This is a genomic window from Polaribacter sejongensis (assembly GCF_038024065.1).
Taxonomy (GTDB): Bacteria; Bacteroidota; Bacteroidia; order Flavobacteriales; family Flavobacteriaceae; genus Polaribacter; species Polaribacter sejongensis.
The window spans coordinates 3,252,955-3,270,947 of sequence record NZ_CP150667.1 but is presented as its reverse complement, the minus strand read 5'-3'; the positions used below and the strand labels follow the sequence as shown (position 1 = coordinate 3,270,947).

The 17,993-nt window shown below is 30.0% G+C and carries 20 protein-coding genes; 7 read left to right on the top strand and 13 right to left on the bottom strand.

Annotation, left to right across the window (positions count from 1 at the left end; all coding sequences use genetic code 11):
- The first annotated feature begins 11 nt into the window (after positions 1-11).
- The gene (locus WHD08_RS13590; protein WP_208890460.1) at positions 12-2,528 is read left to right on the top strand and encodes a DUF2569 family protein; all 2,517 of its coding nucleotides are present in this window, start codon (positions 12-14) and stop codon (positions 2,526-2,528) included.
- Positions 2,529-2,532: 4 nt separating this feature from the next.
- On the opposite strand, the gene WHD08_RS13585 is transcribed toward WHD08_RS13590, so the two are convergent.
- Positions 2,533-3,096: a class I SAM-dependent methyltransferase gene (locus WHD08_RS13585; RefSeq protein WP_165731787.1), complete on the bottom strand. Its 564-nt coding sequence runs from the start codon at positions 3,094-3,096 to the stop codon at positions 2,533-2,535.
- A 52-nt stretch (positions 3,097-3,148) separates the two neighbouring features.
- Here WHD08_RS13585 and WHD08_RS13580 point away from each other — a divergent pair, with 52 nt between their 5' ends.
- Both WHD08_RS13580 and WHD08_RS13575 read left to right on the top strand, forming a co-directional pair.
- Positions 3,149-3,835, top strand: coding sequence for a ComF family protein (locus tag WHD08_RS13580; RefSeq protein WP_165731786.1), 687 nt, complete (start codon positions 3,149-3,151; stop codon positions 3,833-3,835).
- A 56-nt stretch (positions 3,836-3,891) separates the two neighbouring features.
- On the top strand, positions 3,892-5,514 hold the full coding sequence (locus tag WHD08_RS13575) for an Ig-like domain-containing protein (protein WP_165731785.1): 1,623 nt from the start codon (positions 3,892-3,894) through the stop codon (positions 5,512-5,514).
- 228 nt (positions 5,515-5,742) lie between these two features.
- Here the strand turns inward: WHD08_RS13575 and WHD08_RS13570 are convergent, their stop codons facing one another.
- Together WHD08_RS13570 and WHD08_RS13565 are read right to left on the bottom strand one after the other, a co-directional pair.
- Positions 5,743-6,912 carry a cystathionine gamma-synthase gene (locus WHD08_RS13570; protein ID WP_302849291.1) on the bottom strand — a complete coding sequence of 390 codons (1,170 nt, stop codon included), beginning with the start codon at positions 6,910-6,912 and terminating at the stop codon, positions 5,743-5,745.
- A gap of 181 nt (positions 6,913-7,093) precedes the next feature.
- Positions 7,094-7,549, bottom strand: a complete 456-nt coding sequence (locus tag WHD08_RS13565; RefSeq protein WP_165731783.1) for a DinB family protein — start codon at positions 7,547-7,549, stop codon at positions 7,094-7,096.
- 41 nt (positions 7,550-7,590) lie between these two features.
- On the opposite strand from WHD08_RS13565, the gene WHD08_RS13560 reads away from it, so the two are divergent.
- Positions 7,591-7,938 (top strand): arsenate reductase family protein, encoded by a 348-nt coding sequence (locus WHD08_RS13560; protein ID WP_165731782.1) that lies wholly within the window; start codon positions 7,591-7,593, stop codon positions 7,936-7,938.
- A gap of 24 nt (positions 7,939-7,962) precedes the next feature.
- Here the strand turns inward: WHD08_RS13560 and WHD08_RS13555 are convergent, their stop codons facing one another.
- From WHD08_RS13555 to WHD08_RS13540, 4 genes are all read right to left on the bottom strand, one after another.
- A complete protein-coding gene (locus WHD08_RS13555) occupies positions 7,963-8,439 on the bottom strand; it encodes a DUF4252 domain-containing protein (RefSeq protein ID WP_165731781.1) in 477 nt (158 codons plus the stop codon).
- A gap of 68 nt (positions 8,440-8,507) precedes the next feature.
- Positions 8,508-8,981: a hypothetical protein gene (locus tag WHD08_RS13550; RefSeq protein ID WP_165731780.1), complete on the bottom strand. Its 474-nt coding sequence runs from the start codon at positions 8,979-8,981 to the stop codon at positions 8,508-8,510.
- A gap of 17 nt (positions 8,982-8,998) precedes the next feature.
- A complete protein-coding gene (locus WHD08_RS13545; protein WP_165731779.1) occupies positions 8,999-9,982 on the bottom strand; it encodes a glycosyltransferase family 4 protein in 984 nt (327 codons plus the stop codon).
- Positions 9,983-10,074: 92 nt separating this feature from the next.
- The gene (locus WHD08_RS13540) at positions 10,075-11,001 is read right to left on the bottom strand and encodes a hypothetical protein (protein WP_165731778.1); all 927 of its coding nucleotides are present in this window, start codon (positions 10,999-11,001) and stop codon (positions 10,075-10,077) included.
- 100 nt (positions 11,002-11,101) lie between these two features.
- Here WHD08_RS13540 and WHD08_RS13535 point away from each other — a divergent pair, with 100 nt between their 5' ends.
- The 3 genes from WHD08_RS13535 to mscL are packed head-to-tail and all read left to right on the top strand — an operon-like array spanning position 11,102 to position 13,282.
- Positions 11,102-11,722, top strand: a complete 621-nt coding sequence (locus tag WHD08_RS13535) for a thymidine kinase (protein WP_165731777.1) — start codon at positions 11,102-11,104, stop codon at positions 11,720-11,722.
- Positions 11,723-12,820: an alanine racemase gene (alr, locus tag WHD08_RS13530; protein ID WP_165731776.1), complete on the top strand. Its 1,098-nt coding sequence runs from the start codon at positions 11,723-11,725 to the stop codon at positions 12,818-12,820.
- A 57-nt stretch (positions 12,821-12,877) separates the two neighbouring features.
- Positions 12,878-13,282, top strand: a complete 405-nt coding sequence (gene mscL, locus WHD08_RS13525) for a large conductance mechanosensitive channel protein MscL (RefSeq protein WP_165732024.1) — start codon at positions 12,878-12,880, stop codon at positions 13,280-13,282.
- Between the two features lie 71 nt (positions 13,283-13,353).
- Here the strand turns inward: mscL and truB are convergent, their stop codons facing one another.
- The 6 genes from truB to WHD08_RS13495 all read right to left on the bottom strand — a co-directional run bounded on the left by truB (position 13,354) and on the right by WHD08_RS13495 (position 17,993).
- Positions 13,354-14,064 carry a tRNA pseudouridine(55) synthase TruB gene (gene truB, locus WHD08_RS13520; protein ID WP_208890462.1) on the bottom strand — a complete coding sequence of 237 codons (711 nt, stop codon included), beginning with the start codon at positions 14,062-14,064 and terminating at the stop codon, positions 13,354-13,356.
- A 58-nt stretch (positions 14,065-14,122) separates the two neighbouring features.
- Positions 14,123-14,917, bottom strand: a complete 795-nt coding sequence (locus WHD08_RS13515) for an undecaprenyl-diphosphate phosphatase (RefSeq protein ID WP_208890463.1) — start codon at positions 14,915-14,917, stop codon at positions 14,123-14,125.
- 2 nt (positions 14,918-14,919) lie between these two features.
- The gene (locus WHD08_RS13510; protein WP_208890464.1) at positions 14,920-15,162 is read right to left on the bottom strand and encodes a DUF3098 domain-containing protein; all 243 of its coding nucleotides are present in this window, start codon (positions 15,160-15,162) and stop codon (positions 14,920-14,922) included.
- 4 nt (positions 15,163-15,166) lie between these two features.
- Positions 15,167-16,045, bottom strand: a complete 879-nt coding sequence (locus tag WHD08_RS13505) for a cell division protein FtsX (protein WP_208890465.1) — start codon at positions 16,043-16,045, stop codon at positions 15,167-15,169.
- Positions 16,046-16,117: 72 nt separating this feature from the next.
- Entirely contained in the window at positions 16,118-16,519 is a 402-nt protein-coding gene (mce, locus tag WHD08_RS13500) for a methylmalonyl-CoA epimerase (protein ID WP_208890466.1), read from the bottom strand.
- Between the two features lie 49 nt (positions 16,520-16,568).
- Complete coding sequence (locus WHD08_RS13495; RefSeq protein WP_208890467.1) at positions 16,569-17,993, bottom strand: DUF5689 domain-containing protein; 1,425 nt, start codon at positions 17,991-17,993, stop codon at positions 16,569-16,571.

Below are 17,993 nucleotides of genomic sequence, written 5' to 3'. Positions count from 1 at the left end.
ACTTTTATAACATGTTAAAAAGCCTTTTTACGGTTGTTTTCTCCTTCCTTTTTATCTCTTTAAATTTTGCTCAGATTAAAAAAACATCAACACCTAATTGGGTTGAAATACAAACGTATGCAAGCGAGCCAAATATTGATTTAGATGAAGTAACACAAGGAACTTTAATTCTCTTATACGATCAGCAAACACAGGTAGATAGCGAAGAGAATTACTTTAAAGTTGTCACTAAAATTACGGAAAATGTAGGTATACAAGAAGCATCGAGTATTAATATTTCTTTTGACCCAAGTTATCAAAACCTTAGTTTTCATGAAATTGATATTATCAGAAACGGCCAAACTATCAGTAAACTCAACAGTTCAGAGTTTCAAACTATAAGACAAGAGTTAGATGCAGAAAATTATATATATGACGGTAGTTTGTCTGCAGTAACCCATATAAGTGATGTAAGAGTTGGAGATATTATAGCCTATAGTTTTACACGAAAGGGCTACAACCCTATTCATAAAAATTATTTTGCAGAATATTATAATTTAGATAACTCCCATCCGATAGGTAAAATAAACATCAAAATTAACTCTAAAAACAAACTTGAAGTAAAGTCATTTAAAAACCAATTAAAATTTAAAGAAACTTTTAATAATAACAAATACACGTATTCTTTATTAGAAGAAAACATAAGCGCTACACATTTTGAAGACAACACACCTTCTTGGTTTCTAGACGCTAACTTTATAGAAATAGGTAATTACAAATCTTGGGAGAATTTAATTGATTGGGGTGTTCAGCTTTTTAAAGTTAAAGACAACCTATCTACTAGTCTATTAAAAAAAATTAAGGAAATTGATAAAGAAAACAATACTAAAGGTCAAAAAATAGAGGCGACATTAAGGTTTGTGCAAGATGAAGTAAGATATTTAGGGTTAGAAAACGGAATTAGCGCCTATAAGCCTTCGTCTCCCAACAAGGTTTATAACCAACGATTTGGTGACTGTAAAGACAAAAGTCTATTATTAGTAACCATGCTTAATCAAATGAACATTGAAGCGTATCCTGTTTTAGTGAGTACTTATCTAAAGAAAACGGTTACCAACTTATTGCCAAATCCTGCTCATTTTAATCATTGTGTAGTTAAAGTTATCGATGGTAATGAAGGTGAGCGTTGGTATGATCCAACAATCACAAATCAAGGTGGTACTTTTAATAAAGTTGTTTTTCCTGATTATAGATTTGGATTAGTTCTTAAAAAAGGAAATAAAGGTTTTGAAGAAATTTTTCCGTTTGCAGAAAATACCATCGATATAACAGATAATTATATTTTAGAGGAAGTTGGCAAAGGTGCAATCTTAAAAATAACTAGTGTTTACAGTGAAGCAGAAGCAGATAATATTCGTTTTTATTTTAAAAACAATAGTATTATCAACATCCAAAAGGAGTTTGAAAAATTTTACTCAGACTATCATGCGAATATAAAAAGTTTAGGTAAACCCGAATATACAGACAATCTTAAAACAAACACATTTACAATAAATGAAACTTATAAGATTGATAGTATTTGGCAACCATCATACATGGAAAACCAGATTGGTGTGGATTTTACACCTTACACAATAACAAATGTACTATCAATGCCTTCTAAAATTGAAAGAGAAACACCTTTTGAACTTAGCTATCCCATTACAAGAAGCCATACCATTAATGTAGAGTTACCAGAAGAATGGAATGTTGATGAAGATAATTTCAACTTGAGTTCTCCAAATATTTTTTACGATTTTGATGTATTATATAATAAGTCTAAAAACATATTAACTTTAAAACATTTACTTAAAATACAAAAAGACTTTGTAAGTGTAGCCGAATTCCCTGCATTTTATAATGACTTAAAAAAACTAGATAGTGAGTTAAACTATAACATTTCCTATAATATAGGAGGTAGTTCTACCTCAACTGGTTCAGCATTAAAATACTTAGGCATTTTTGTATTTATTTGTTTTTTAATCTTTTTTACTTGGTTAGCTTTTAAACTTTATCACTACGATGTAACACCAAAAATTGAATCTTATTATCAAGAAAATAAACCTATTGGTGGTTGGTTAATTTTAATTGGTATTGGACTTTGTATCTCACCAATAAGAGTTTTTATGGATTTATTAAATACAGAAGTATATTTAAATGGAGATTGGTTAGTCTATTTTGGTGGTGCAGACTTTAGTTTCTCTATAGGGCTATTATTGATTATTGAAACAATATTTAACGCAGCAGTTTTAGTCTTTTTACCACTAATTATTCTTTTATTTATAAAAAAGAGAAGTAGTTTCCCAAAAGTATATGCAATCTTTTTAATCGTTTATTTTGTATTTATAGTAGCAGACTCATTTATAGCAACAGCTTTAACAGGTGTTAATAGTTTAACAAGTGTAGAGGAAAATCAATTGATAAAAAGTTTTATTTCTACAGGAATTATTATTCCTTATTTATTATTATCAGAAAGAGTTAAAGAAACTTTTATAAAAAGATATCAATAAAAAATTAACCTACTTTTTTACAATGATAAACAAAAGCTGGAGGAAAATTTAAGGGCTCAAAACCTAAAGATATAGATTCATTAAACACATTTTTAAGTTTTTTAAAATATGTTAAACTATACTGAAACTGAATAAAGGTTCCATTATCTGCTAAAGCATGAAAAGATTTTTCTAAAATTTCATCTGTAACTTCCTCCGGAATGATCGTTAAAGGCAAACTAGAAATAATGTGACACGTTTTATTTAAGTTGAGTTTTTTCAGTTCTTCTTCAATTTTTTCTGCAGATGATTTTACAACAATTAGTTGCTTATTTTTTATTTCGGATAGTTCATTGTAAAAACAATCATTAATTTCAAAACAAATTAGAGTTGCATTAATGGGCAACTTCTCTAAAATAAGTTTGGTTATCGCTCCGTTTCCAGGACCAAATTCTACTAAAACTTCTACTTTAGAAAAATCTATTTTCTTTAACATTCTTTCTGCCAAAAATCGAGAACTCGGTGTAACGGTTCCTAAGGTCTTTAAGTTCTTAATTGACTCTTTTAAAAAATTTATTCTGTTGTTCAAATCTTGTTCTTAAATTATAATCTTATCTTTCTAAAAAAAAGGCTTTGTAAAAATGCGAATTTTAAAAGACTTATTCAATCTTTTTTACCCTAAATTATGTGCAAATTGCGATAATCAACTCATTAAGAATGAAAATGCAATATGTACATTTTGCAGGCACGACTTACCTTTAACTAATTTTACAAACTATTCTGAAAATAAAATAACTAAAACATTCTATGGAAGAATTACCATAGAAAAAGCATATTCTTTATTATTTTACAGAAAAATAGGGATTACCAAAAAATTAATTCACGAATTAAAATACAAAGGAAATGAAGAAGTTGGTGTCTTTTTCGGAAATTGGTTGGGAGAAATGTTAATAGAAAATAATGAATTTTCTGCTATTGACGTTATTGTTCCAGTTCCGTTACATCCTAAAAAACGAAGGGAAAGAGGTTATAATCAAGTTTCAAAATTTGGTAAGGCCTTGAGTAATCATCTAGAAAAACCCTTTGTAGAAGATATTTTATTAAGAACCTCTACTTCAAAAACTCAAACTTTTAAGGCTCGTTTTGAGCGTTTTAATAATAACGACACCAAATTTCAGTTATCTAATGTAGCAGCCTTAAAAAACAAACACATTTTACTAATTGATGATGTTATTACAACTGGCGCAACCCTAGAAGCATGTGCAAAAGAACTGCAAAAAACCGAAGGTGTAAAAATTAGTATTTTAACAATGGCATACACCGAATAAACTTTATGATTTTTAAGTCAAAAATATATTGTTAATTTGTATAAAATTTACTTTTTGTGAGACACTTTTTTAAATTTATTTTTTTTAGCATTTCAATTCTAATTTTAACCAACTGCGCAAGAACAGGAAACCCTGAAGGTGGCCCGAAAGATGAAGATGCACCTTTGTTTGTTACTTCTACACCTGCGTATGAAACTATTAATTTTGATGCAAAAGAAATAGAACTTAACTTTAATGAATACATAAAATTAAAGGATCTAAACACACAACTTATTGTTTCTCCTCCTTTAAAAACACCTTTATTGGTTACACCACAAAGTACAGCCAGTAAATTTTTAAATATAGAAATTCTAGATACTTTAACTAAAAACACTACTTATATTATAAACTTTGGTAACGCTATTGAAGACAATAATGAAGGAAATAAGTTAGAAAACTTTAAATATGTTTTTTCTACCGGAAAATATATAGATTCACTTTCTACTTCTGGAGCAATTAAAGATGCTTCCTCAGACGAAATTCAGAAAAACATTAATGTTCTTTTGTATAAAATTGATAGTTCTTTTACAGATTCTATTGTTTTTAAAAACAAACCGAATTATGTAGCAAACTCTTTAGATACTTCACTTTTTAATCTTACTAACTTAAAAGAAGGTAAGTATTTAATGATTGCATTAAAAGAATCTATTAATGATTACCTTTTTAATCCTAAAGAAGATAAAATAGGTTTTTTTACAGATACCATAACTTTACCTAGAGATAGTATTATAAAAAAACCAATAATATTGTTTAAAGAAACTCAACCTTATTCATTTAAACGTGGAAAAGAAATTACGAGAGGTAAGATTGAATTTGGTTATGAAGGTGAAATAAAAGATTTAAAAGTTCAAATTATTTCTGATACTCCGGATGATTTTAAAAGTGTTTCTAAACTTCAAATGGATAAAGACACACTAAATTACTGGTACAAACCTTTTGAAGCAGATTCTTTAAATTTTATAGTTACAAACGATAGGTTTATAGATACGGTTACGGTAAAACTTCGTAAGAAAAAAACAGACTCATTAATTTTAAGCTCTTCTGTAAGTGGAACATTACAACTTAGAGATACTTTTTTTATAAAAGGAAATAACCCGCTTGTAAAAATTGATACGAGCAAGATTACCTTGATAGATAAAGATACATTGTCAGTTCCTTTTGTTAGTATTATTTCTAACATAGAAAATAAAATAGCCTTTGTTTTTGATAAAGAACCACAACAGAAATATGCTTTTAAGATGATGCCAGACGCTATTTCTGATATCTTTGAACAAAAAAATGATACCTTAAATTATAAATTTACTACAAAAGAAATTGAAGATTACGGAAGAATTACCATGGATATTGTAAACGAAACTTCTAATCATTTAATTATTGAACTTTTAGAAGGAAAAAACAAAGACAAACTTATAGAAAGACGTTTTATTTCAGGTTCTGGTCAAATACGATACAATCTATTAGAACCAAAAACCTATTTTATTAGAGCCATTATTGATGAAAATAAAAACAATAAATGGGACACTGGTAATTACTTGCTAAAACAACAACCAGAAAGCATTATTTATTATCCTCAGGAATTAAAATTACGTGCAAACTACTACTTAGACGGAAATGTGTTTACTGTTAAGAATCCTGAATAAGTATAAAAACTTGAGATGCTAAACTTGTTTTAGCATCTCAAATTTCTAAAATTCAATCTTCATAAGAATCTGAAATAAATTCAGATTGACATAAAAAGGCTTTCTAAAAAGGATTCCATCTTGTCATACTGAACTTGTTTCAGTATCTCAACTTACTGAAATTCGAAAATTATAACAATCTGAAATAAATTCAGATTGACAAAAAAAAGAGCCAATTGGCTCTTTTTTTTATGCTTTTAATGCTTGTTCTAAATCAGCAAGTATATCTTCTATATCTTCTATACCAACACTTAAACGAATTAAAGAATTTGTAATTCCCACTCTTTGTTTTTGTTCTTCTGGCATAGAACCATGAGACATTGTTATTGGATGATTAGATAAACTCTCTACGCCACCTAAAGATTCTGCCAACGTAAATATTTTAGTATTTTCTAAAAATGCATACGCTGCTTCTTGTGTCTCCTCTTTTAATCGGAAAGATACCATTCCGCCAAAACCGTTCATTTGACTTTTTGCCAATTCATAATTTGGATGCTTTTCTAAACCAGGATAATAAACTTGACTAACTTTCGGATGCTTTTCTAGAAATTTAGCTACTGCAATTCCGTTTTCGCAATGACGTTGCATTCTTATATGTAAGGTTTTTATACCTCTTAATGCTAAAAAAGAATCCATCGGACCAGCAATTGCTCCTGCTGCAGATTGAATAAAATGAATGTCTTCTGCCAACTTTTTATCTTTTACAACCAAAGCTCCCATAATTAAATCACTATGACCACCTAAATATTTTGTAGCAGAATGCATTACAATATCTGTTCCTAAGTCTAAAGGTTGCTGTAAGTAAGGTGTTGCAAAGGTATTATCTACCCCTATTAAAATAGTTGAATCAACATCTTTTACAGCTGATGAAATTGCTTTTATATCGGCAATTTTCATCAACGGATTTGTAGGTGTTTCTATCCAAACTAGTTTTGTATTTTCTGTAATGGCATCTGTAATGTTTGTAACATCGTCCATGTTTACAAAAGAAAACTCTAACCCGTATTTTTGAAATAATTTGGTAAACATTCTATAACTTCCTCCATACAAATCGTCTCCTGCAATAATTTCATCACCCGGATTTAATAAACGCAAAACAGCATCTATTGCTGCCAAACCAGATGCAAATGCAAATCCGTGTGTTCCATTTTCTAAAGATGCTAAACTATTTTCTAAAGCAGCTCTTGTTGGGTTTCCTCCTCTTGAGTATTCGAATCCTTTATGTTCTGTAGGACTCGTTTTTGCAAAAGTAGATGTTAAAAAAACTGGAGGCATTACTGCTCCAGTAGTTTCTTCTGGTTTTTGACCTCCGTGAATAGTTTTTGTATTGAATTTCATCTTTAAAAATGTATTGGTAATTTTATATTGCTATAAGTTAGCAAACTAGTTTAGCCCAGATTGAAGTGGCATCCTTTTTATAACCTATAATGAGGAAAATCTATTTTAAGCTATGAGATTGCGAATCTCACAGAAAAAGTGTGATTCGCAATGACAGCTATAAAAAGATATAACGAAAAGCTGGAAATAGCTTCTAATAAACCTATAAAAATTTCTTGATAGATCTTATAATTCCATAGTGAATTCCTTCGTGAAAATTGTTAAAAGAAATAGCAGCTTCTATAGAATTTAGTACAAAACCAGTGCTTGTTGGGTATTCTGCAAAATTCTCAAAAATACCAGCTTCATAATCCTCTTGTAAAGTGTCTGGTAAACCTAAAAGCAACTCTTTAACTTCTTCGAACTCCTCTTCTGTAAAAGTCTTTGTTGGTACCGTTCCTTTTTTATAATCTTCAATTAACTCATCTGGACACAAACAGTTTAAATCTGCTAATTTGTAGTTTAAAAGTTGTTGTGTAACCACTAAATGTGCCACATTCCAAGCAATATTGTTTTTAAAACCTGCAGGAATTGTATGGATTTGCTCTAAAGTTAAGCCCTCTAATTCTTTTAAAACTAGTGTGCGAGATGTTCTTAAAAGATCGAATTGTATGTTCATTTTTTTGTGTAATTTTGGAGATGTAAATATAATCTATAAAAATGAAGAAAGTCTATTTTTTACAAACTTGTGATACTTGCCGAAGAATTTTAAAAGAGGTAAATACCGATGGTTTTGAACGACAAGAAATTAAAGCAAACAACGTTACTGCAGCTCAATTAGAAGAAATGTATGCCCTTTCCGGTAGTTATGAAGCACTTTTTAATAAACGTGCAAAGTTGTATAAATCTATGGATTTAAAAAACCAAATGTTGTCTGAGTCTGATTATAGACAGTTTCTTTTGGATGAATACACGTTTTTAAAGCGTCCGGTTTTTATTGTTGATAAAGAAATTTTTATTGGAAATAGTAAAAAAGTAATTGAAGCTTTAAAAGAGAAGATTAGTTAAACCTTCTCTTTTTATTCTTGTTTTTTAATTTGATGAAACCTTTAAATCTGATGAAGAAATCATTGCCGCTAATTCATCGTGTGTAATTTTAGTTTTTAAACCAAAAAGCACCATTTTATCTGAGTCGCTGTTTGCTCTTATAATTATTTCTCTAATATACTTGCCTTCTTCTATAAAAAACAATTCAGCTTTACTTCCGTTTTCTTTTACTCTAGCAAGTGTTTTTAGGTTATTTTTTCTCCCGAATTTTCTAAAATCCTTGGAAAGATTGCTATCTTCATTATTGAAAATCATCAATTTAAAATCACTCGATTTTCTAATGATGTTCATTAAATCGTCATCTTCTTCATTATCTAAAAATGAACCAGCCAAAGAAGCTGATAAATTGATAGAAAAAGTAGATTTTTCTTTATTTGAATTATAGAAATTTTGAAATGCTGCATCTTGTGCAGAAATTGCAGTTATAAAAAGTGAGAAAAAAATTATTGCTAAATGTTTCATGTTAGTCGGTTTTAAATTGAAGACGACCACCAACTACATTTGTTACAATTGTTTAAAAATTGGAGTTATTAAAAACTCATAGAAATCCCCATAGAAGCCCCTTTTACACTAAAATTAAAAGACGGATTAAGGTTAGAACTTACACTTGGAACATCTACATTATATAAATCTACAGCTTCTTTTGTTTTTCTATTAACGGCTTTTACAATAGGAATTGACGCTACAATGAAGGCTGCTCCTACTCCTACTAAAGCCCATTTTGGTTCTCCTCCGCCAATTGCAGTTCCTACAGGAAACCCAACTAAACCACCACCTGCAACACCTAAAATCATTCCCCAAGTCTGATTTGATTTTGCAGATTTCATTAATTCAAAAGCTTGTTTGTTGTCTTTCATTACTTCTTGCATTTGACTTAAAGTTAAGTTTGAGTCATTTTGAGAAAAGATATAACCTCCAAATACTTTTTTTGTTTCGATTTTTTGAGCATTCGCAAAGGATAATGCAAAAACTGATAAGACAATTGTAAAAATTAGTTTTTTCATTTTAAATGTAGTTTTGGTTAATTGGATTGATATACTTTTATTAAGTTTTCTGCTTCTTTTTCTGCACTCCAATTTTTTAGAATTTCTTCTCTTGCTTCTTTACCTAGAAGTGGAATTTCACTATTTAATGACTGAGATAAAAGTTTTTCTAATTCAGAGATATTTCCTGCTTCAACCAAATAACCATTCTTTTGATTGTCTATTAATGAAGAATGGACTCCCACATTTTTAGTTGCAATTACAGAACATCCACAAGACATAGCTTCTGCAGTTACTAAAGAAAATCCTTCTGAAAAACTAGGTACAACAGCAATTTTTGAAGCTTGATAATAAGAAACAATATCTGATGTTTCATCTACAAAATATACTTGATCTGCAATATGATGTTTTTTAGAAATCGTTTTTAATTCCTCTAAAAAAACGGGTTTATCTACTTTACCAACTATTACCAAAGCCCAGTTTTTATGGTCTTTTAAAACCTTAGCTGCTTCTAATAAAACTACTTGCCCTTTTGCTTTTCGAACTCTCCCTGCACATAAAATAATATTTTCTTGCTGAATGTTTTCTAAAGTAACATCCTTTTTAGGAGAAAACAAATCCACATTTACTCCATGACCAACAATGGTATTTTTTATACCTAAGTTTTTACTCATACTTTCTATGAGTGTTACCACTTTATCTGCTTTTTTTAATAATTTTAAAGTTAAACCAGACGGCGTAGTTTCTGCATGACGTGTTGCAATCAAGGTAAACTTTGCACCTAAAAAACGTAGAAATAACATTCTCATTATTTCATTATTTCTATGACAATGCACAACAACTTCTCGATCAGAAAAAAGAAGTTTCTTTAATTTTGAAGTTGTAATTTTTTTCCCTTCCACATTATAACCATAAATATAGGTTTCATATTCCTTTTCAAAAAAAGGAAGCACGTTTTCTATACTTCTAGTAACTCCGGTTCTTCGTTTATGAAAATGTGTATGTATTAAAATTGGTTTCAAGAGTTGTCCTGTTTTCTGGATTTAATTAATAAAATAGCGCAGCAAATAATACTGTTTTATAAAAATATTTGCGGCGCTACATTTAAAAAAAATTATGCAAATTTACGTTCTACAATTTCTATAAAACGAGCTTCTAATTCTTGTTGAGTAGACCAGTCGTAATCTGGTTTTACCATTTTATTGATAAATTTTAAAGCTTCCTTTTCGGTTCCGTACGTATTTAATTGAGAAACTACTCTATTAAAATCTTCTTGACTCCCATCAAACAAATTCTTTACAAAGGCAATTCTATCATTTAAACCTATTTGAATATTGGCAGAAAATTTATCATTTAATGATTTTGGTGCAGCAACAGGAATATCAAATAAAGTAGCCATTTGATCTACAGAGATAGTGTCTTGCAACTCTTCTTCTAAAGATAAAGTCTTACTTTCTTCAATTTTAACTTCTTCCTTTACTTCAACTGTCTCTGGTTCTGCAAATATAATATCTTCTATTTCATCAAAAGGTTGTTCTATAATTTCTTCAACTACAACCTTCACTTCTTCTTTCACCTCCTCTTCAATCTCTTCTTCTATCTGTTCTTCAATTTCCTCTTCGGCATCTTCTTCTGCTTCTTCTATCACTAACTCCTCTGCCAATTCTTCCTCAATTAATTCTTCTTCAATTAGCTCTTCCTCAATTTGGTCTTCAACAGGTAAAGTTACTTCCTCTTCTTCTATTTCATAAAGCGTTACTATTTCTTCTTCAATATCTTCTTTAACCGACTCAATATCAACCGAAACAACTTCTTGTTCTTCTTTTAATGCGATTCCTTTTTCTACATTTTCAATTAATTCATCTTTTGTTACTTCTAAATTGGGTGTTGTGTTTATATATTCCTCTACAAAAGCTAATAAAGATAATTTCTCATAAATTTCTTTCGATTTTTCTTTTAAAGCAAACACATCTTCTTTATTTTTTAATTGCAAAATGCTGTGTGCTAAACTCATTAAATCGGCTTCTAATTTTTTGTGCATAAGTTGTAAGTTGAAGTTATTTTTTCCTCGTAAATATTCCTAAATTTGTTGAAATTCAAAGTAACATCAAATTTAATATTCTAACGCCTAAAATTACAAAATGTTTCTCGAAAATACAGTAAATCATTCAGAACAATTTGGCTGGATTGAAGTAGTTTGCGGCTCTATGTTTTCTGGTAAAACAGAAGAATTGATTAGAAGACTAAAACGTGCTCAATTTGCAAAACAACGCGTAGAAATCTTTAAACCTGCGGTTGATACACGCTATGATGAAGAAGAAGTAGTTTCTCATAATGATAATAGAATTCGCTCCACACCTGTACCTGTTGCATCTAACATTCGCTTATTAGCCACTGATGTTGATGTTGTTGGTATTGATGAAGCTCAGTTTTTTGACGATGAAATTGTTGCCGTTTGTAACGACCTCGCCAACCGAGGTGTCCGAGTAATTGTTGCTGGATTAGATATGGATTTTAAAGGAAAACCATTTGGTCCAATGCCTGCTTTAATGGCAACTGCAGAATATGTTACCAAAGTGCATGCAGTATGCACACATACAGGAAACTTGGCAAATTACAGTTTTAGAAAAACCCAAAATGAGGATTTAGTGCTATTAGGAGAAACCCAAGAATATGAGCCTTTAAGTAGAGCTGCATATTACAAGGCACTCCAAAAACAAAAAATGTTAACACAAAAAGATGTTGATTCAACTGAGGAATAAATGAATAACCATGTTACAGTTTTAGAAATTGATGGAGATGCTCTATTGCATAACCTAAATTATTTTAAAGGCAAATTACAACCAGAAACAAAAATTTTAGCGGTTGTTAAAGCTTTTGCCTACGGTAGTGATGCCGCACAAATTGCTAAATTTTTAGAAGATAAGGTAGATTATTTTGCCGTAGCTTATGTTCATGAAGGAATTGCTTTGCGTGAAGCTGGTGTAGAAAGTCCTATTTTAGTCTTACACCCACATACACAAAACTTACAATCTGTTGTAGATTATAGATTAGAGCCTTGTTTATACAATTTTAAAATTTTTAATGCCTTTTTAAAACTGTCAGATGAAATTCCGTTAATGAATTACCCAGTTCACATAAAGTTTAATACAGGGTTAAATAGATTAGGGTTTTGGCATACAGATATTCCTAATATAATTGCTGATTTAAAGGAAACAACACACGTAAAAGTAGCTTCTTTATTTTCTCACTTGGCTGCAAGTGAAGATCTAGAGGAACAAGACTTTACCATTAATCAAATAAATAACTTTGCATACATTGCACAACAATTCTACAAACATTTAGGATACGAACCAATGTTACATATTCTAAATACTTCTGGCGTAATAAACTACCCAAAAGCACAATTTAATATGGTTAGAATTGGTATTGGCTTGTATGGTTTTGGTAATGATGAAAAAGAAACTGCTCAACTTAAAAATACACATAATCTAAAATCTATTATTTCTCAAATTCATATTATAGAACCAGGAGAAACAGTAGGCTACAACAGAGCTTATACCGCCAAAAGACAAAGCAAAACAGCAACAATACCAATTGGTCATGCAGATGGTTTGTCTAGAAGATTGGGAAATAAAAAGGGCTATGTGCTTATAAATAATCAAAAAGCACCCATTATTGGTAATGTTTGTATGGACATGATTATGGTAGATATTACTAAAATTGATTGTGCTGAAGGTGATGAAGTAATCATCTTTAATAATCAAGAAATGATACAACATATTGCTGATGTTTCTGAAACCATACCTTACGAAACCTTAACCGCAATTTCACAGCGTGTTAACAAAATGTTAAAGTGATGATTATTTTTATTACTTTTGTATTCTAACAAATAATAAAAATAATAAAAAATGGGAATGCTTAAAGAGTTTAAAGACTTTGCAATGAAGGGAAACCTTATTGACATTGCAGTAGGTTTTGTAATGGGTGCAGCTTTTAAACAAGTTGTAACTTCTTTTACAGGAGGAATTGTTTCTCCACTAATTGGATTAATATTTAATACTGATTTAAAAGATTTGAAATGGATCGCTAAAGAGGGTGTTGTAGATGACGCTGGAAAAGTTGTTGGTGAAGTAGCTGTTTTATACGGAGATTTCTTAACAAACGTTATCGATTTTATAATTGTTGCTTTTGTAATGTTTATGATTGTAAAAGGTATTAACTCAACTAAAAAGAAAGAAGAACCAGCTCCAGCAGCTCCTGCAGGACCAAGTCAAGAAGACTTATTAGCAGAAATTAGAGATTTATTAGCTAAAAAATAAGTTTCTACACTTCTATATAAAACAAAAACCCAAGCAAATGCTTGGGTTTTTTATATAAAATATTTTAACTATTAAGGTTCTAGAGTGTCTTCTTGTATATCTTCAATAAATTGCTCTACTGAAACTCCATTTACAACAGAAAAATCACCAATTTTAGTTCTTCTTAATGCTGATAAATGTGCGCCTGAGTTTAAAGCCAATCCAAAATCATACGCTAAAGAACGAATATACGTTCCTTTACTACAAACCACTCTAAATTCTACTTCTGGTAAATTTATTTTTGTTATTTCAAACTCTGTTATGCTTACAGTTCTTGCTTTAATCTCTGTAGTTTCACCCTTTCTAGCTAACTCATACAAGCGCTTACCATCTTTCTTAATTGCCGAAAAAATAGGTGGTTTTTGTTGAATATCACCAATAAATTGCTTGGTAGTTTCGTGCAGTAACTCTTCTGTTATATGATCTGTAGAGTAGGTTTTATCTATTTCTGTTTCTAAATCGTAACTCGGTGTCGTTGCTCCGATTGTAAATGTACCTGTATATTCTTTTTCTTGTCCTTGGTAAACATGTATTTCTTTTGTCTGCTTACCTGTACAAATAATTAATAAACCTGTAGCAAGCGGATCTAAAGTACCTGCATGACCAACTTTAATTTTCTTAATATTAAAGCGTTGTCTAATTTCCCAACGAAGTTTGTTTACTACCTGAAAAGAAGTCCAATTTAAAGGTTTGTCTATTAACAAGACTTGACCGTTTTTATACTCTTCTGCTGTTTTTATCATTTTGAAGAAAAACTTTTTATGATGAAATCTCTGCTTTCACAGAAATATCAGACTACAATTAATTTAAAAGAGCGTAACCAATAGCTACAAAACCAACAATAGCACAGTATAATGAGAAGTAAGATAACTTACTTTTTTTAACCAATGCAATCATCCATTTACAAGCTAATAAACCTGATAAAAAAGCGGCTACAAAACCAATTGAAATTGGCAACATTTCTGAAGATTGAAAACTTAAATCTCCACCTAGTAAATCTTTACCTATTTTACCAAAAATTAATGGAACAACCATTAAGAAAGAAAAACGTGCTGCTTTTGTTCTATCAATACCTAATAAAACAGAGGTAGAAATTGTTGCTCCAGATCTAGAAATACCTGGCAACATTGCAATTGCTTGAGAAATTCCAATTATTAATGAATTAGAAAATGTTACTTCTTTATTTGTATTTTTTGCTTTATCTGCTAATAATAAAAGTACAGCAGTTACTAACAACATACCCCCTACTAATAGAATTTTTCCTCCAAAAAAAGACTCTAATTCTTCTTCAAAAAGTAAACCAACAGCAACAGCTGGAATCATAGAAAGAATTATTTTTAAAGAAAACTTAGATTCATCATTCCATTTAAATTGAAACAATCCTTTAAAAATTTCTGCTACTTCTTTTCTAAAAATAACCAAAGTACTTAGTGCTGTAGCAAAGTGTAAAACCACTGTAAAGGTTAAACTTTCTTCCGGTACAGAAGTATCTCCTAAAATTACCTTAGCCAATTCTAAATGACCACTTGAGGAAACTGGTAAAAACTCTGTTAATCCTTGTATAACACCTAAGATTATTGCTTCTAATATATCCATTATTATTTTTTTGGATTTGCTAAAATAGCATAAATTTCAATTCCTAAACCTATAATTACTAATGTTGGCGCTAAACGAATGCGTTGCCAATTGTAGATTTCTTCATTAAAAAACTCTGGATCGTCACTTCCGCCACCTGCCATAAATATAAAACCCATTGCAATAACGATGAGTCCAATAATCATAAAAGTATAATTTCTTTTACCAAATAAAAAAACTGGTTGTTCTGTATTTTCGTTTGTCATTGTATTAATAATAAAGTTCGTCTGTTTGTAAGTTTAAAAAACGTTGTGTTGCGAAGTAAGTACTGATCCAAGTAATTAAAAAGGCTGATATTAAAACACCGCCAACTAAATATCCTAAGGTAACGTAGTCTTTAATTAGATGTAAACTAGGTGCAAATTGATCTACATAATAAATAATAACGCCCAATGCTACAAGCGCTAAAAGAGCCCCTAAAATACCCAATTTAATACTTTGCCAAATAAAAGGTCTTCTAATAAAACCCTTGGTAGCACCTACCATTTGCATGGTTTTAATATTAAATCTCTTAGAGTAAATAGACAATCTTATAGAACTATTTATTAAAATCATTGCTATTAAACCAAAGAAACCACAAACCACCAATAGCCAAAAGCTAATTCGTTTTATGTTTTTTGTTAATAAATTAATTAAAGGTTTATCATAAGAAACATCAGAAACAAAAGCATTTTTAAGAAATCTTTCTTCTAACTCTTGCATTTTTTCTGGTGTTACATAAGCTGCTTTTAAGTAGATGTCTATTCCGTTTTTTAACGGATTTTCACCTAAGAATTCTAAAAAGTCTTCACCAATTTCTTCACTATAAATTTTGGCTGCTTTTTCTTTACTGGTATAAATAATTGTTCTTGTAAACTCTTCTTCTAATAAAGAATCTTTAAAACTGTTTCTATTTTTAGTAGAAACATTATCTTTTAAGAACAAAGTTATCGCTACTTTTTCTTTTACTTTATTGGCAACAAAGGTAGATTTCAACAAAATTAACCCTAAAATACCGACCATAAAAAGCACTAAGGCTATACTTACTACTACTGATAAGTAAGAAGATAGCAGTCGTCGTTTTTGATAAGCATCAAATTTAGAAGACATATTATAGAATTTTTTTAAGCCTGCAAGATAATAATTAGAATGCAGTTACCGTAAATGTTAGCAGTATTTTAACTAATCTATTTCTTGACACAACTCAATAAGAACCCCGTTGGTAGATTTTGGATGCAAAAAAGCAACTAATTTATTATCTGCTCCTTTTTTTGGTTCCTTATTTAAAACAATAAAACCTTCATTTTCGAGTCTTTTTATCTCTGCTTTAATATCTGAAACCGCAAAAGCAATATGATGAATTCCTTCGCCTTTCTTTTCTATAAATTTAGCAATTGGACTTTCGGGGTTTGTAGCTTCTAATAATTCTATTTTATTAGGTCCTGATTGAAAAAAAGAAGTTTTTACTCCTTCGGATACTACTTCTTCTGTTTTATAATGTGGTTTTCCAAACAAAGAAGCATACAACGCATTCGATTTGTCTAAGTCCTTTACAGCAATACCAATGTGTTCTATTTTATCCATAGTGTAAAAATAAGAAAACTTCTTAATTTTTCTAAATCAAAAAAACGCATCATTCTTTTGCATTTATTATTACATTATCCAACTCATAAGTTCCATTAAAATTTACATTTCCATTACCTGTATATTTAAAAGCGATAAAAGCAATACCGGAAAAAGCAGATAAATCGATATAAGTAGAATGCACCCAATTTTTATAATTCTCTCCATCAGAAACAATTTTTGCAGGTAAGACTGTCCAAATTGCAGTATTTATATTGTTTTCCTTTCCATTAAAATCTGTAGAAATTAAAACTTGTAACTCACTTCCATTTCCAAAACTATTAGAAGTTTCAAAAGATAAAAACTCTTGAGATGTATTGTCTAAATTAATTCCGCTAGTAATTAACCAAGTAATGGTACTTTCATCTCCAGAATTGATCGAATTAACTCTAGCTGCTTTACTTTGCGCATAAGTATCCGTATAAGACCTCCATGATTTCGTCCCTTCTTCTCTGAAGTTAATCCAATTTAAAACATCAATATCTCCAGACTCATTATCAAAGTTTTCTTCCAACAAAATTGTCGAATATTCTTCCGCAGTTAACGGTATGCACCTTTCATCAATCATAGTAACATCATTGGTATCATTTAAAACAAGCACCATTAAATCTCCACCATAATCTTTAGAAACAACCGCGTTTATAGTACCTGCTTTTTCTGGCAAAGTTTCGTTTGAAAAACGAGAGAAAGAACTCGTTTCTACCAATAATTCATCATACCCCAACCCTAAACAAGTTTTAATTTTACGTTGTGTATCAAAATCTTCTTTTGGATCTACATAAGATTTCCCTAATAATTTGGCATCGAAAAAAACGTTTTCTAGCATAATAAAAGTCCCAATATTAGAGGCATTAATCCCTCCAAATGGAATTAATTTTGGAATAATGTCTTCTGTAATTTCTGTTCTATAAATATGATTTGGAATTTGATTGGTAGTTACATTTTCAATTTCAGTAAGATCTGTAGTACTTATTTTTCCACCAATGGTAATATTACCATCTCCAGAATTTGTTTCGCCAACATACAAACCCTTTAAACGGATGTAAACCTCTCTACCAATATTAAATTTATTATAACTATTACTTAAATTCAAGGCAACTCTTATACCTGCTGTTGGATTTTCTGGAGTATCTTGCATGTAAAATTCTTTATAGAAATTTCCTGACTTATCTGATGAAACAACATAGCCTTTAACAACTATATCGGAAACAATTTCTAAGGGATCATTACCAATTATATACAATTCCTTTAGTTGTTTTATGGTTTTTAATTGAAGAGTGCCAGAAGAAATACTATCTATTATCTTACTTACAGCTTCATTTTCTTCATTCCCTAAACTTTCTGGCACCTTAAAATCGGCATCTTCTATACAAGTTACAAAAGAAATACTTGTTATTAGCGCCAAAACTATTGTGATTATTCTTTTCTTTTTCAT

Bases quoted from the DNA above. Each gene is read 5' to 3' on its own strand.
- WHD08_RS13555 (WP_165731781.1), bottom strand. From the start codon at position 8,439: ATGAAACATTTAGCAATAATTTTTTTCTCACTTTTTATAACTGCAATT.
- WHD08_RS13565 (WP_165731783.1), bottom strand. From the start codon at position 7,549: ATGAACATACAATTCGATCTTTTAAGAACATCTCGCACACTAGTTTTA.
- mce (WP_208890466.1), bottom strand. From the start codon at position 16,519: ATGGATAAAATAGAACACATTGGTATTGCTGTAAAGGACTTAGACAAA.
- truB (WP_208890462.1), bottom strand. From the start codon at position 14,064: ATGATAAAAACAGCAGAAGAGTATAAAAACGGTCAAGTCTTGTTAATA.
- WHD08_RS13495 (WP_208890467.1), bottom strand. From the start codon at position 17,993: ATGAAAAAGAAAAGAATAATCACAATAGTTTTGGCGCTAATAACAAGT.
- WHD08_RS13590 (WP_208890460.1), top strand. From the start codon at position 12: ATGTTAAAAAGCCTTTTTACGGTTGTTTTCTCCTTCCTTTTTATCTCT.
- WHD08_RS13510 (WP_208890464.1), bottom strand. From the start codon at position 15,162: ATGACAAACGAAAATACAGAACAACCAGTTTTTTTATTTGGTAAAAGA.
- WHD08_RS13505 (WP_208890465.1), bottom strand. From the start codon at position 16,045: ATGTCTTCTAAATTTGATGCTTATCAAAAACGACGACTGCTATCTTCT.
- alr (WP_165731776.1), top strand. From the start codon at position 11,723: ATGAATAACCATGTTACAGTTTTAGAAATTGATGGAGATGCTCTATTG.
- WHD08_RS13515 (WP_208890463.1), bottom strand. From the start codon at position 14,917: ATGGATATATTAGAAGCAATAATCTTAGGTGTTATACAAGGATTAACA.
- WHD08_RS13580 (WP_165731786.1), top strand. From the start codon at position 3,149: ATGCGAATTTTAAAAGACTTATTCAATCTTTTTTACCCTAAATTATGT.
- WHD08_RS13550 (WP_165731780.1), bottom strand. From the start codon at position 8,981: ATGAAAAAACTAATTTTTACAATTGTCTTATCAGTTTTTGCATTATCC.
- WHD08_RS13560 (WP_165731782.1), top strand. From the start codon at position 7,591: ATGAAGAAAGTCTATTTTTTACAAACTTGTGATACTTGCCGAAGAATT.
- mscL (WP_165732024.1), top strand. From the start codon at position 12,878: ATGCTTAAAGAGTTTAAAGACTTTGCAATGAAGGGAAACCTTATTGAC.
- WHD08_RS13540 (WP_165731778.1), bottom strand. From the start codon at position 11,001: ATGCACAAAAAATTAGAAGCCGATTTAATGAGTTTAGCACACAGCATT.
- WHD08_RS13535 (WP_165731777.1), top strand. From the start codon at position 11,102: ATGTTTCTCGAAAATACAGTAAATCATTCAGAACAATTTGGCTGGATT.